The 13,629-nt window shown below is 28.8% G+C and carries 16 protein-coding genes; 5 read left to right on the top strand and 11 right to left on the bottom strand.

The window, feature by feature from the left end:
- The first annotated feature begins 3 nt into the window (after window positions 1-3).
- Complete coding sequence (locus KO506_RS16085; RefSeq protein ID WP_215995946.1) at window positions 4-357, top strand: DUF6686 family protein; 354 nt, start codon at window positions 4-6, stop codon at window positions 355-357.
- A gap of 50 nt (window positions 358-407) precedes the next feature.
- On the opposite strand, the gene KO506_RS16080 is transcribed toward KO506_RS16085, so the two are convergent.
- Window positions 408-1,868: a magnesium chelatase gene (locus tag KO506_RS16080; RefSeq protein WP_215995945.1), complete on the bottom strand. Its 1,461-nt coding sequence runs from the start codon at window positions 1,866-1,868 to the stop codon at window positions 408-410.
- 95 nt (window positions 1,869-1,963) lie between these two features.
- Window positions 1,964-3,088 (bottom strand): vWA domain-containing protein, encoded by a 1,125-nt coding sequence (locus tag KO506_RS16075; protein ID WP_215995944.1) that lies wholly within the window; start codon window positions 3,086-3,088, stop codon window positions 1,964-1,966.
- Between the two features lie 124 nt (window positions 3,089-3,212).
- Between KO506_RS16075 and KO506_RS16070 the strand changes: the two genes are divergently transcribed.
- A complete protein-coding gene (locus KO506_RS16070; protein WP_215995943.1) occupies window positions 3,213-4,091 on the top strand; it encodes a TIGR01777 family oxidoreductase in 879 nt (292 codons plus the stop codon).
- A 4-nt stretch (window positions 4,092-4,095) separates the two neighbouring features.
- On the opposite strand, the gene KO506_RS16065 is transcribed toward KO506_RS16070, so the two are convergent.
- From KO506_RS16065 to rsfS, 7 genes are read right to left on the bottom strand one after another with little or no spacing between them, the layout of a single operon-like run.
- Window positions 4,096-4,731: a YceI family protein gene (locus tag KO506_RS16065; protein ID WP_215995942.1), complete on the bottom strand. Its 636-nt coding sequence runs from the start codon at window positions 4,729-4,731 to the stop codon at window positions 4,096-4,098.
- Window positions 4,728-5,033, bottom strand: coding sequence for an acyl-CoA-binding protein (locus KO506_RS16060; RefSeq protein ID WP_215995941.1), 306 nt, complete (start codon window positions 5,031-5,033; stop codon window positions 4,728-4,730). The genes KO506_RS16065 and KO506_RS16060 overlap by 4 nt, the downstream gene beginning before the upstream one ends.
- Window positions 5,008-5,664: a phosphatidylserine decarboxylase family protein gene (locus KO506_RS16055; RefSeq protein WP_215995940.1), complete on the bottom strand. Its 657-nt coding sequence runs from the start codon at window positions 5,662-5,664 to the stop codon at window positions 5,008-5,010. The genes KO506_RS16060 and KO506_RS16055 overlap by 26 nt, the downstream gene beginning before the upstream one ends.
- A 2-nt stretch (window positions 5,665-5,666) precedes the next feature.
- Window positions 5,667-6,461: a phosphatidate cytidylyltransferase gene (locus KO506_RS16050; RefSeq protein ID WP_215995939.1), complete on the bottom strand. Its 795-nt coding sequence runs from the start codon at window positions 6,459-6,461 to the stop codon at window positions 5,667-5,669.
- Window positions 6,462-6,463: 2 nt separating this feature from the next.
- Window positions 6,464-7,048, bottom strand: coding sequence for an LUD domain-containing protein (locus KO506_RS16045; RefSeq protein ID WP_215995938.1), 585 nt, complete (start codon window positions 7,046-7,048; stop codon window positions 6,464-6,466).
- Window positions 7,049-7,069: 21 nt separating this feature from the next.
- Window positions 7,070-9,031 (bottom strand): ATP-dependent zinc metalloprotease FtsH, encoded by a 1,962-nt coding sequence (gene ftsH, locus KO506_RS16040; protein ID WP_215995937.1) that lies wholly within the window; start codon window positions 9,029-9,031, stop codon window positions 7,070-7,072.
- A gap of 19 nt (window positions 9,032-9,050) precedes the next feature.
- The gene (rsfS, locus tag KO506_RS16035) at window positions 9,051-9,419 is read right to left on the bottom strand and encodes a ribosome silencing factor (RefSeq protein ID WP_215995936.1); all 369 of its coding nucleotides are present in this window, start codon (window positions 9,417-9,419) and stop codon (window positions 9,051-9,053) included.
- Window positions 9,420-9,506: 87 nt separating this feature from the next.
- On the opposite strand from rsfS, the gene KO506_RS16030 reads away from it, so the two are divergent.
- Window positions 9,507-10,238, top strand: a complete 732-nt coding sequence (locus KO506_RS16030) for a biotin--[acetyl-CoA-carboxylase] ligase (protein ID WP_215995935.1) — start codon at window positions 9,507-9,509, stop codon at window positions 10,236-10,238.
- Here KO506_RS16030 and KO506_RS16025 read toward each other — a convergent pair.
- Both KO506_RS16025 and pyrE read right to left on the bottom strand, forming a co-directional pair.
- Complete coding sequence (locus KO506_RS16025) at window positions 10,235-10,624, bottom strand: SRPBCC family protein (protein ID WP_215995934.1); 390 nt, start codon at window positions 10,622-10,624, stop codon at window positions 10,235-10,237. The genes KO506_RS16030 and KO506_RS16025 overlap by 4 nt on opposite strands.
- Before the next feature lie 13 nt (window positions 10,625-10,637).
- Entirely contained in the window at window positions 10,638-11,279 is a 642-nt protein-coding gene (pyrE, locus tag KO506_RS16020) for an orotate phosphoribosyltransferase (protein WP_215995933.1), read from the bottom strand.
- 7 nt (window positions 11,280-11,286) lie between these two features.
- On the opposite strand from pyrE, the gene KO506_RS16015 reads away from it, so the two are divergent.
- The gene (locus KO506_RS16015) at window positions 11,287-11,883 is read left to right on the top strand and encodes an NUDIX hydrolase (RefSeq protein ID WP_215995932.1); all 597 of its coding nucleotides are present in this window, start codon (window positions 11,287-11,289) and stop codon (window positions 11,881-11,883) included.
- 48 nt (window positions 11,884-11,931) lie between these two features.
- Entirely contained in the window at window positions 11,932-13,593 is a 1,662-nt protein-coding gene (locus KO506_RS16010) for a SulP family inorganic anion transporter (RefSeq protein WP_215995931.1), read from the top strand.
- Window positions 13,594-13,629: the final 36 nt, after the last annotated feature.

Here is a 13,629-nt window from a genome sequence, read left to right as displayed (position 1 = left end):
TGTATGTGTCAGAATTCTAGAATAATATCAAGTGTAAAAAATGGAGAACTTGCTGTTTGCGATAGTTGTAAAAACTATGCATTAACCTATAATAATGTGTATTTTCAATTTGATAAAAACCAACTTTTACAATTTAGAAAATATGTTGCAAATATAGATGTTGATTACTGGCAAGATTATTATGCATGTACAACTAAAAAAAGAAAAATACCTGTAACTACATTACATCAAAATTTAATATTAATTTTTAGTTTAGAAGAAATTGAAGATTTAAAAGTGTTGTTATTACTAAAAGATGATAGTAAAGTAGAGTTTTTAATCCCTATAGAAATTGATTACCCATTAATCTTGAATTAATGTTAACTAGAAACCTCATAGATTTTTGTCTATGAGGTTTTAATTTTTAATTATAATCCATTTATAAAATTACCATAAGGATCTTTAAATTGTGTGCCTTCTGCAAATCGATATTTGCTTAGTTTTTTAAATTCTACTAAAGCCCAAAGCACAAATTCTTTTACAAAATACGTATCAGATTTATTCATGTTAGGTTGATGATCTTTTAAGAAATCATCTAAAGGTTTTATTTTATCTAACTCTTTTTTATAAGCTTCTTCTGAGTAATCATCTAACAATTCAAAATCTTCATCAGCATTAAAAAACCAAGACACAATATCATCATAAGGTGATTCATCTGTAGTTTTTGCCAATTTTTTTATTTCAGGAAAATAAGTAGGAAAAAGTGTTTTAATTGCTCTTTTAATTAAAGTTTCTGCAACAACCTGTGCACCTTCTTGTTCTCCTTCATAAACCAATTCTACTTTACCTGTAATTGCTGGTATAATTCCGTCAAAATCATTTAAACGAATCATAGTTTCAGCATCACCAGATAAAATGGATCTTCTTTCTGCTGTGCTTAATAAATTCTCGAAAGCAGAAATACTTAAACGTGCACTTACACCACTTTTAGCATCTATATATTCGCTATCTCTGGCCTCAAAAACAATTTGTTCTAACAAATCTTTTGCCAATTCTGGAACTTTTATAAAATCCTTTTGAACGTTTTTTGCTTCTTGTTGAGTAATTATTTTTGCAGTTTCAATATCCTCTGGATAATGTGTTAAAATCTGCGAGCCAATTCTATCTTTTAAAGGCGTAACAATACTACCTCTATTTGTATAATCTTCTGGATTTGCAGTAAATAAGAATTGCATATCTAAAGGCAATCGTAATTTAAATCCGCGAATTTGAATATCTCCTTCTTGCAAAATATTAAACAAAGCCACTTGAATACGTGCTTGTAAATCTGGCAATTCGTTAATAACAAAAATGCATCTGTTTGCTCTTGGAATCATTCCATAATGAATAACTCTATCATCTGCATAACTCAATTTTAAATTGGCTGCTTTTATAGGATCTACATCACCAATAATATCTGCTACAGTAACATCTGGAGTTGCTAATTTCTCTGCAAAACGATCACTCCTATGCAACCAAAAAATCGGAGTTTCATCTCCCTTTTCTTTGATTATTTCTACAGCAAATCTAGATATTGGATTTAAAGGATCATCATTGATTTCTGAACCTTCTACAACAGGTATGTATTCGTCTAACAAATCTACCATTAATCTTGCCAAACGCGTTTTTGCTTGACCTCTTAAACCTAATAAGTTGATATTATGTTTGCTTAAAATTGCTCTTTCTAATTCAGGAATTACTGTGTTTTCATAACCATGTACACCTTTAAAAACGGTTTCTTTACTCATCATTTTACTTATGAGATTTTCTCTTAACTCGTCTTTAATTGATTTTGATTCGTATCCAGAATTTTTTAATTCTCCTAATGTATTTATAGTACTTATGTTCATATAATTTGCTTTTTGCCTTTGGTTTTTAGCCATTAGCACTTACATTTATGTTATTACCACTAAAAGCGAAAGGCCAATAGCCAATAGCTGTTTTTCTAACCTTTTATCCTTTTCTTTCTATTCGTTTCATAATCTTCAAAAATCATTTCTCCTAAACCTTTTAAGCCAGTGTAAAATGCTTTTCCTTGATTTGCCTGTGTAAATGCTTTTACAAATTGCATTAAATAAGGGTCTTGTGCAATCATAAAAGTAGTAATTGGTATATGTAATTTTCTGGCTTGTTGAGCCATTGCATAGCATTTATTTACAATGTGCTTATCTAAGCCATTGCTATTTTTATAATATTGTCCATCAGGCAAACGCAAACAACTTGGTTTACCATCAGTTATCATAAAAATCTGTTTATTGGTATTTTTCTTTCTACGTAATAAATCCATTGCTAATTGCAAACCAGCTACTGTATTTGTGTGGTAAGGACCAACTTGTAAATAAGGTAAATCTTTAATTTTAATGGTCCATGCATCATTACCAAAAACCAAAATATCTAAAGTATCTTTTGGATAACGAGTTGTAATTAACTCAGCTAAAGCCATTGCAACTTTTTTGGCAGGTGTAATTCTATCTTCTCCATATAAAATCATTGAGTGGCTAATATCTATCATTAATACAGTACTCATTTGACTTTTATGTAGTGTTTCTTCTACAACCAAATCATTTTGTGAGAGTGTAAAATCGTCAATTCCATTATTGATTTGAGCATTTCTAATACTTTCAGTCATGGAAACTTTGTCTAAGTTATCTCCAAATTGATACGCTCTAAAATCTCCTGTATGTTCATCTCCAATTCCTGGTGATTTACTTTTATGATTACCAGAACCACTTCTTTTAATCTTACCAAAAATATGATTTAATGCTTGCTGACGAATTGCTCTTTCTGTTTTAGAAGTAATTTTTGTGCCTCCTGTTCCATCTCCTTTTATTTCTTCTTTAATGTAACCTTTCTTCTTTAAATCCTCAATAAAATCATCAATGGTATAATTTTTATCAGTTAAATTATATTCTTTATCTAGAGAACGTAACCAATCTATGGCTTCATCAAAATCGCCAGAAGTATGAGTAATTAACTCTTTAAAAATTTCAAAAAGTTTCTCAAAAGGAGATTGTTTATCTGCTTCATATGTTTTAAAAACAAAACCTTTTCTTTTAATATTATCTTTCATCAGTATAAAAATACAGCTTTATCAACTTAAAAAATAAAGATTAACATTGCTTTAATATATGTGTACATAGATTTGTTTTATCATATTTAAAAAAGATTAAACAAAAAATAATTAAATTTGTTATATGGCTAAGATTATTATTACAGGTGGTACAGGTTTAGTAGGTACAAAACTTACAGAATTGTTATTAAAGAACAAACATGAAGTTATTGTTCTAAGTAGAAATCCGAAGAAGAATAACGAATATAAATGGGATATTTCTAAAAATTATATTGATAAAAAAGCCTTAGAAAATGTAGATTATATTATTCATTTAGCTGGTGCAGGTATTGCTGATAAACGTTGGACAAACGAAAGAAAAAAAATAATTATTGATAGTAGAGTTGATACTGCAAACTTACTTTTTCATAAAATTAAAGAACATAATTTAAATCTAAAAGGTTTTATTTCTGCTTCTGGAATTGGTTATTATGGAGCTATTACTACTGATAAAATTTTTGAAGAATCAGATAAAGTTGGTAACGATTTTTTAGGTGAAGTTTGCCAAAAATGGGAAGATGCTGCACATCAATTTAAAACCTTAAATATACCAGTAACTATTTTAAGAACTGGTGTTGTTTTATCAGAAAAAGGTGGTGCATTAGAAAAAATGAAAACGCCAATTATTACACCTTTAGGTTCTGGTAAACAATATATGCCATGGATTCATATAGAAGATCTTTGCCAAATATATTTTAAAACAATAAATGATAATTTATCAGGAATTTTTAATGCTGTTGCTCCAGAACATCAAACAAGTGCAACTTTTTCTAAAGAATTGGCAAAAAGTATAAAAAAACCATATTTGGGTATTGGTGTACCTAGTTTTATGTTGAAAGTAATATTTGGAAATATGGCAAAAATACTTTTAGAAGGTAGTAGAATTTCTGCAAAAAAAATCGAAAAGAATGGGTATTCTTTTCGATTTAAAACGCTTAAAAAAGCATTAAATACTTTATTTTAAAATCTTAGAATGTTGTTGTAATATTTAAAGCAACATCGCTCCAAGTTTTAGAAACTCCATCTGCACCTGTATGTAAAATTTCACAAACTTTATTTAAAGACGCTAAAGCTTCACCTGCATTCCAATTATTAATATCAATTGTAGTTTGCATATTAAAAGTTTTATCTACAATTGTGTAAGTAAAAAGTACATCTTCTGTTTTACCATTCATTGTAATTTTAGCAATACCATCTTTATCTGTAGTTAAAGATAATTTACCAGTAAGCAATTTTGTATCAGCCATTGCACCAAAGAAAAACTTTCTAATTTTAAAATCTCTACTGCTATCTTTAGTAGCTAAACTACTAACAGGTATAGAAAATTCAGTGTTGTTAATAGCTTCTTTAACAGAATTACCTTCACCTCCAGCAATAATATCAATTTTATCAAACTGACCTCCTACCCCAATTTTTTCTGTAGTTTTATAAGCTGTAAATTTAATATCGTTTTTTGCATTTGCTACAGAAAAAGCTGCTGAACTAGTTTTAACTTCTGTAGTTTTAGCTTCTTTATTTTCTTCTTTTTTTGTTTCTGATTTACAAGCAGAAAAATTAAATGCTGTTGCTACAATTAAAAAAGAAATAATACTTATTTTTTTCATGATTTTAGATTTTTACTATTTAAAATTATATTTGCAAGTGTAATGTATTCTTGTTTTGCTTCCTTTACAGACATACCATTTAATTGCATCCAAGCATTAAATTTAAAAGCATTTCTAACATCTAATTCATTGTTATTAGAAAATTTATTACCAAAATTTGCTTGCTTATAATAAGCATACAATTTTAGCATGTTGTCTGGTGCAACTGCTTCTTTTAATTCAGATATTTTTTTAAAAGCCGTTTTAAACTTTTCATCTAAATCGTCTGAATTATTTCTATTTTTCTGCGATAACTTGGACACCACCTTTAACTTTATCTCCTAATTTTACATTAATTTTAGTACCTAATGGTAAATAAACATCAACTCTAGAACCAAATTTAATAAAACCTGCATCTGTACTTTGCACTACTTTATCTCCTTCTTTAGCATAATTTACAATCCTTTTTGCTAAAGCACCAGCAATTTGTCTGTATAAAATTTCACCTACAGTTTTATTTTCTATAACAACAGTTGTTCTTTCATTTTCTGTTGATGCTTTTGGATGCCAAGCCACTAAATATTTACCTGGATGATATTTACTATATTTAATTATACCACTCATTGCATATCTAGTAACATGTACATTTATTGGCGACATAAAAATAGAAACTTGTATTCTTTTATCTTTAAAATATTCTGGTTCTTCTACTTCTTCTATAACTACAACTTTACCATCTACAGGTGCAATAATGGTATGATCTTCTAAAACACCAACTCTTGTAGGGTTTCTAAAAAACTGAAGTACTATTATAACAAAAGCTAAAACTATTATTTGAATTGCTTTAACAAGCCAATAAATATCAATAAATTTTTCTGCCAAAAAAATTGCTGCAATAGCAATAATAAAAGTGATTGATATTATTTTATAGCCTTCTTTATGAAATCGAAACATAGTTAAATTATATAGTTAATATACAAATATACAAAGGGTGCAGCAAACAACAAACTATCTAACCTGTCTAAAATACCTCCATGACCAGGCATAATATTTCCACTGTCTTTTATATTTGCTTGTCTTTTAAATTTAGATTCTACCAAATCTCCAACTGTACCTATTAAAGATACTATAACAGCAATTATAAGCCAGTTAAGTGTTGTAAAATCTGTATTATATTTACTAATGATAAAGCCTGTAATAATTGCAAAAACCAAACCTCCAAGAAGACCTTCAATTGTTTTTTTAGGTGATACTGATGGAAATAATTTATTTTTCCCAAAGTTTTTACCAACTAAAAAAGCAAAAGAATCATTTACCCAAATTAATGATAATATGCTAATCATTAAATAAGGATGAAAACTATCTTCATAAAATGGCAACATGACTAAAAAGCACATCGAAAAAATTACATAACGAATTGTTAGTCCTAATTTAGATCTGTCATCTGTGAATTTAATCTCTTTTTTAGCAAATAATTGATAGATTAATAATATTGATGACAATAAATTAATAATTAAAATACCAATAGTTGCAAAACTATTTTGTCTTTTTAATAATAAAAACAAAATAAGAGGAAAAAACAAATAGGCAGCATAACTTTTAAGTTGAGCAATTTTAGAAAATTCCCAAATACAAAGAAAGCCAAATAGTGTAATTAATATAATGTATGATTCTTTTGAAAAAAGAATCGCAGAAATAAAAATTAAAATGTAAACAATTCCAGAAAAACTCCTTCTTAAAAGGTTGCGCATATTTATAAATCTTCAAGCAGGAGCAAATATAAGTTTTTTGAGTTATTGTTACCGTAGTTTAAAAAGTTATCATCACTATTATTACTATTATAGTTCTTTATTGATGAAATATTGGTTGGTAAATCTTTTTTAAACTTGGTTTTTATACCTGTTAAACCTTGATTAGTATCTTTAACCAACTGACTTGTAGTTGCAAAAACAATAAAATTATCTGGAAAATCTTTTAAACGCGTACTTTTTAATTGATTAGACGAAAAAAGAATTTCTCCTTTATCTGCTATTAAATGTTCGCAAGAAGTAAATATAGTAGGATCATCGTTAAAAGAATCTACTATATTTAAATCATTAGTTTTTAAAAGTGAACTTAATCTATCATCTAAAAGAAAAATATTTTTCCAGTTATTCTCTGCTATAACTTTTTTAAAATTAGCTATAACTTCCTGATTATTTATACAATACAAAAATTTACCACCTTTTTCTACAAAATTATGTGCAAAAAGATCATCTAAAGCTAGATTTACTTCTTGTTTTTGAACCTCTTCTTCCTCTTTATCAGGGATACTAAAAATTTTCTTAAAAAAATTCATTCAAAAAGTTTAATCAGAAACCTAATCTATAGACGGCGTTTCAATTTCTTTTATAACCTCTACTTCTTCATTATTACTAACTTCAAAAGGTCTTTTACCAAAGATTTTAACTAAATCATCTTTAAAAATAACTTCTTTTTCTAATAATAATTCTGCTAAAACAGTTAATTTTTCTTTATTATTAGATAATAAATCTATAGCTCTTGCATACTGTAACTCTATCATTTTAGAGATTTCTCTATCTATTTTCTTTCCAGTTTCTTCGCTATAAGGTTTAACAAATGCGTCATTACCAGAAGAATCATAATAAGTAATATTCCCTACTTCTTCATTTAAACCATAAACAGTAACCATTGCTCTAGCTTGTTTGGTAACTTTTTCTAAATCGCTTAAAGCACCAGTAGAGATTTTATTAAAAATAATTTTTTCTGCAGCTCTACCACCTAAAGTAGCACACATTTCGTCTAACATTTGCTCAGTTTGTACAATTAACCTTTCTGCAGGTAAATACCAAGCAGCTCCTAAAGATTGACCTCTAGGTACAATTGTAACTTTTACTAATGGTGCAGCATGTTCTAACATCCAACTTACTGTAGCATGCCCTGCTTCGTGAAAAGCAATTACTTCTTTCTCTTTTGGTGTTATTACTTTCTTTTTCTTTTCTAAACCACCAACAATTCTATCTACAGCATCTAAAAAGTCTTGATGATGTATTGCTTTTTTACCATTTCTGGCAGCAATTAAAGCTGCTTCATTACACATATTTGCAATATCTGCACCAGAAAAACCAGGTGTTTGTTGTGCTAAAAACTCAACATTAACATCATTAGCTATTTTTAATGGTTTAATATGTACATCAAAAATTTCTTGTCTTTCTCTAATATCTGGTAAGTCAACATAAATCTGACGATCAAAACGACCTGCTCTCATTAATGCTTTATCTAAAACATCTGCTCTATTTGTTGCAGCAATAACAATTACATTAGTATCTGTACCAAAACCATCCATTTCTGTTAAAAGCTGGTTTAAAGTATTTTCTCTCTCATCATTACCACCTGTCATAGAATTTTTACCACGAGCTCTACCAATTGCATCAATCTCATCAATAAAAATAATAGAAGGCGATTTTTGTTGTGCTTGTTTAAATAAATCACGCACTCTAGAAGCACCCACACCAACAAACATTTCTACAAAATCTGAACCAGATAAAGAGAAAAAAGGCACACCTGCTTCACCTGCAACTGCTTTAGCTAATAAAGTTTTACCTGTACCTGGAGGGCCTACTAATAAAGCTCCTTTTGGTATTTTACCACCTAATGAAGTATATTTTTCTGGGCTTTTTAAGAAATCTACAATTTCTTGCACTTCTTCTTTTGCACCTTCTAAACCTGCAACATTTTCGAAAGTTGTTTTAACTTTTGTGTCTTTATCAAATAATTTAGCTTTCGATTTTCCGATACTAAAAATTTGACCTCCACCTCCAGAGCCACTTCCACCTCCAGACATTCTACGCATAAAAAATAACCAAACTGCTATTAAAATAATAAAAGGTAAAAAACCAATAATTGCATCAAAAATGCTAGTTCTCTCTTTATTATCTATATCAACAATTAAATCATTTTCTTGTTTTGCTTTTGCTACACTTTCTTCAAAAGTTCTTTGATCTCCAAAATTGTACTCATATACAGCAGAACCTGGTCTGTAAAATGTAGAATTCGTAAACTCTTTATGAGTCGTTTTTTTTAAAGCCTCTTGCGTTAAAAATATTTGAGCTACGTCTTTATTTAAAACAACAATTTCTTTAATATCATTTGCTTTTAAAATCGCATCAAACTTATTTTTAGAAATACTTTTTGATGCTAAATCTCCACTATTAAAAAACTGAACTGCTATAATTACGATTAAGATTGCTCCATAAATCCAATAAGAATTGAATTTAAATTTTGGCAAATTACTTTTGTTCTCTTTATTTGAATCACTCATTGTTATAAAATCAATAGGTTTAAATTGGGTTAATTTCGGTGATTTTAGCATCACCCCAAAGACTTTCTATGTCATAAAAATCTCTTACTTGCTTTTGGAAAATATGAACTACAACATTTACGTAATCCATTAAAACCCACTCAGAATTACCTTGCCCTTCTATATGCCAAGGTTTATCTTGTATTTCTTTACTAACTATTTTTTGTACAGATCCTGAAATTGCATTTACTTGCGTATTAGAATTACCTGAACAAACTACAAAATAATCACAAACTGTATTTTCTATTTCTCTTAAATCTAGTAATTGGATGTTTTCTCCTTTAACATCATCAATACCTTTAATAATTACAGCGATTAAATCGTCTGTGCTTACTTGTTTTTTTGTCATTAATTTTATTCTAATTTAAAAGCAAAGTTATTATTTTTTTGCGAGTTTTTTATGTAATATTGAACTTGTTTACACTTTATTTAACAATTGAAAATAATCAAACTTAGTGCCATTGATTCTACAAATTCTTTTTTAAAAGAATTGTCTCAAAAATCTGCAATAGATAACTTTACTGTTGTTGTTACAGACAAGCAAACAAAAGGTAGAGGACAACAAGCTAATACTTGGATTTCTGAACCCTATAAAAACCTTACTACCAGTATATTTATCACAAATTTTGATTTAGAGATTTATCATCAAAAATACTTGAATTTTGCAATTAGCTTGGCTATTTTTGATGTATTATTTGCAAACAACATTAAAGCTCTTTCTATTAAATGGCCAAACGACATTATGTCAGCAAATAAGAAAATATGTGGCATTTTAATAGAAAATAACATCAGAAAAAATAAAATTTATTCATCTATTATTGGTTTAGGCCTAAATGTAAACCAAGAAAGTTATCCAGATTATTTAGAAAAAGCATCATCATTAAAAATGATAACTAACATAAACTATAATTTAGATGACTTACTTTTAGAGTTAATCAATTATCTAAAAGAAAGAGTTAATCAATTAAATTTAAAAAATTATAGAAAACTAGAAAGTGATTATTTAAACGTATTATACAAAAAAGAAACACCATCTATGTTTAAAGACAAAAATGGTGTTTTATTTATGGGTAAAATTACAGGTATTTCTAGTTTTGGTAACCTTTTAGTTGAAGTTGAAGATGAAACCATTAAAGAATTCGGAATTAAAGAAATTTCTTTCGTTTAAATTTTCTCTAAATTACTGGTTAAAGTTTCAATAAAACTGGTTAATGGTTTTTTAACCATCATTGCCATCATTGCATTAAATTGACCATTAAAATCTAATTGAACTTCAGATGAACTTTCATCAATAGCATTAATATCTGCAACCAATTCAAAATCTAATTTACTACTTGCAGCACCTAAAGTTATGTTAGAATACTCAGTAGCACTTTTTAAAACCAATCTAATTTCTGGCATTCCTTTTAATCCGAAGATAAAAGAATCTCCATCCACTTCGAATTTTTGGATAGATTCTGGCATTAACTGCTCAAAGTTTTTTAGTTCAGTTAAAAATTCAAAAGTCTCTTGTTGAGATTTTTGCAATACTACTTTATTACCTTTAATGTTCATTTATTATTTGCTTTTAAATATTCCATTCACTAGGGTTGGCACGCCATTTCTGTAGTGTTAACCATTCTTTTTCAGAGATGTAACTACTATCTAAAGCTTGTTCTAACAAGTTTTCGTAATTACTTAACGTTTTTAAGTTTACGTTTTTTTCTTCGAAATTTTTTGTAGCCACATCAAATCCGTAAGAAAAAATAGCAACCATACCTTTTACAACAGCTCCTGCTTCTTTTAAAGCAGCAACAGCATTTAAGCTACTATTACCTGTACTTATTAAATCTTCTATAACCACTACATTTTGTCCACTTTCTAAATGCCCTTCAATTTGGTTTTTTCTACCATGTTTTTTAGGTTCGGGTCTTACATAAATAAAAGGAACACCCAATTCTTGAGCCACTAATACACCAATGGCTATTGCACCTGTTGCAACACCAGCAATAACATCTGGCTTACCATATTCTAATTCAGCAATTTTAGCAATTTCTTCTTTTAAGAAAACACGTACTGAAGGATAAGATAAAGTGATTCTATTATCACAATAAATTGGAGATTTCCATCCTGAAGCCCAATTAAAAGGCTCTGTTGGACTCAACTTTATTGCTTTTATTTGCAACAAAAGTTCAGCCGTTTTTTTTGCAGTATCTTTGTTTAAAATCATATCGCAAATGTATAAAGTTTTTGTAAATGATACCCCTATTATTATAACTCAATCATCAAAAATTGAAAGTATTTTTCCTGTTTTTGCATTTAACGATATTACTTTTGATGAAATTCTTAGAAGATTAAACGAGAAACTAATAAAAGGAATTATACTCTACTCTATTGATTTAGAGAAAGATTGGAAAACCTTTAAACAAAACCTAAGAGTTATTTCTGCTGCAGGTGGTTTGGTTTTAAATGATAAAAAAGAAGCGCTATTTATTTACAGAAATAAAGTTTGGGATTTACCTAAAGGATGGATTGAAAAAGACGAATCTCTTGAAAACGCTGCTATTAGAGAGGTTGAAGAAGAATGTGGAATTTTTAATCTTACTATCACAAAAAAATTAATTACAACTTATCATATTTATCATCAAAATGGTTACATTTTAAAAGAAACTCATTGGTATTTAATGCACTCGAATTATGGTGCACCTTTAATTCCGCAATTGGAAGAAGGAATTACTGAGGTTTCGTTTAAAAAAGAGGATGAAATTGAAGATATTTTAAAAAATACTTACGCGAACATTAAAATAGTGTATGCAACTTATAAAGCGCAGTAGTTTTCTAAAAAACATACTATATTTGCGGACTTAAACAGGCCGATTTTCATGACAAATTTTATCAAAAAGATTACACCTAATGCTAAAAATGACGTTTTAGCTGGAATTACAGTTTCTTTAGCTATGATTCCAGAAGTGGTTGCTTTTGCTTTTGTGGCACAAATAGACCCATTAATGGCACTTTCTGGTGCATTTATTATCGGAATAATTACGGCTATTTTTGGAGGTAGACCAGGATTAATTTCTGGTGCTGCTGGTGCTGTAGCAGTAATTTTTGTACACATGATTTCTGAAGGACATACCAAAGGAATGTTATTAGATCAGCCAGTAGAAAATATGGGCTTTTTCTATTTAATGGCTTGTGTTATTTTAATGGGAATCATTCAAATTTTTGCAGGTGTTTTTAAATTAGGAAAATTTGTTCGTTTAATTCCGCATTCTGTAATGATGGGGTTTGTAAACGGTTTATCTATCGTTATTTTTATTGCACAGGTAAAAATGTTTTCTCATAAATCATTATCTGTATCTGCAGAAGGCGTTAACCAATATAAAAGTACTTTTATGCAAGGTACTGAGCTGTATACCATGATTGGTTTGGTTTTATTAACCATGGCCATTATTTGGTTGCTACCAAAAATCACTAAAAAATTACCTGCAGCATTAACCGCAATTTTAGTTACTACTTTAATAGTTATCGGTTTTAATATAGATACAACAACTGTAGGTTCTTATATTATAGAAGGTGGTGGAACAGGTTTAAAAGGCGAATTCCCAACTCCGAATTTAGCTTTATGGCAAAATTTACCTTTTAATTTAGATACTTTACAATTTATTGCATTGCCTGCTTTTTTAGCGGCTTCTGTAGGTTTAATAGAAACTTTAATGACCATGAATTTGGTTGATGAATTGACAGAAACAAGAGGAAATGGAAATAAAGAATGTATTGCACAAGGTTCTGGAAATATTATTTCTGGTTTGTTTGGTGGTACAGGAGGTTGTGGAATGATAGGACAAACTGTAATTAATATTAATGCTGGTGGTAGAGGACGTTTGTCTGGTATAATGATGGCAATAACCTTGTTAACTTTTATTCTTTTTGCTGATAAATACATAGAAATGGTACCTATTGCAGCTTTAGTAGGTGTTATGTTTATGATGGTGATAGAAACTTTTGCTTGGTCAAGTTTTAGAATTTTAAAGAAAATACCAAAATCGGATGCTTTTGTTTTAATTTTAGTATCTGCTGTTACTGTTTTTGTAGACTTGGCTGTGGCTGTTTTTTTAGGTGTTATCGTTTCTGCTTTAGCTTTTGCTTGGGAAAATGCCAAGAAGATTAGAGCTAGAAAACGTTTTAGAGAAGATGGCACAAAAGTTTATGAAATTTGGGGACCTTTATTTTTTGGAAGTATTGCTGCTTTTAACGAAAAGTTTGATATAAAAAATGATCCTGAAAGTGTGGTTATCGATTTTGTTGAAGCTCGTATTTCTGATCATTCTGCTATAGAAGCTATTTTTGCTTTAGTTCAAAAATACCAAGCAGCTGATAAAAAAATTGTATTAAAACATTTAAGCGAAGATTGTAAAGTTTTACTATATAAAGCTAGCCCAATTTTTACGGATATTATTGTAGAAGATATTGATGATCCTAGATACCACTTGGCTGCTAATCCAGAAAAATTTCCTAAGCCTTTGAAAGAGTATAAGTTTTAGGGTTAATTATTATTTTATAAGAAATGAGTTCCTTTA

The organism is Polaribacter vadi, assembly GCF_018861005.1.
GTDB classification, from domain to species: Bacteria; Bacteroidota; Bacteroidia; order Flavobacteriales; family Flavobacteriaceae; genus Polaribacter; species Polaribacter vadi_A.
This window is presented reverse-complemented; position numbering and strand designations above follow the sequence as displayed.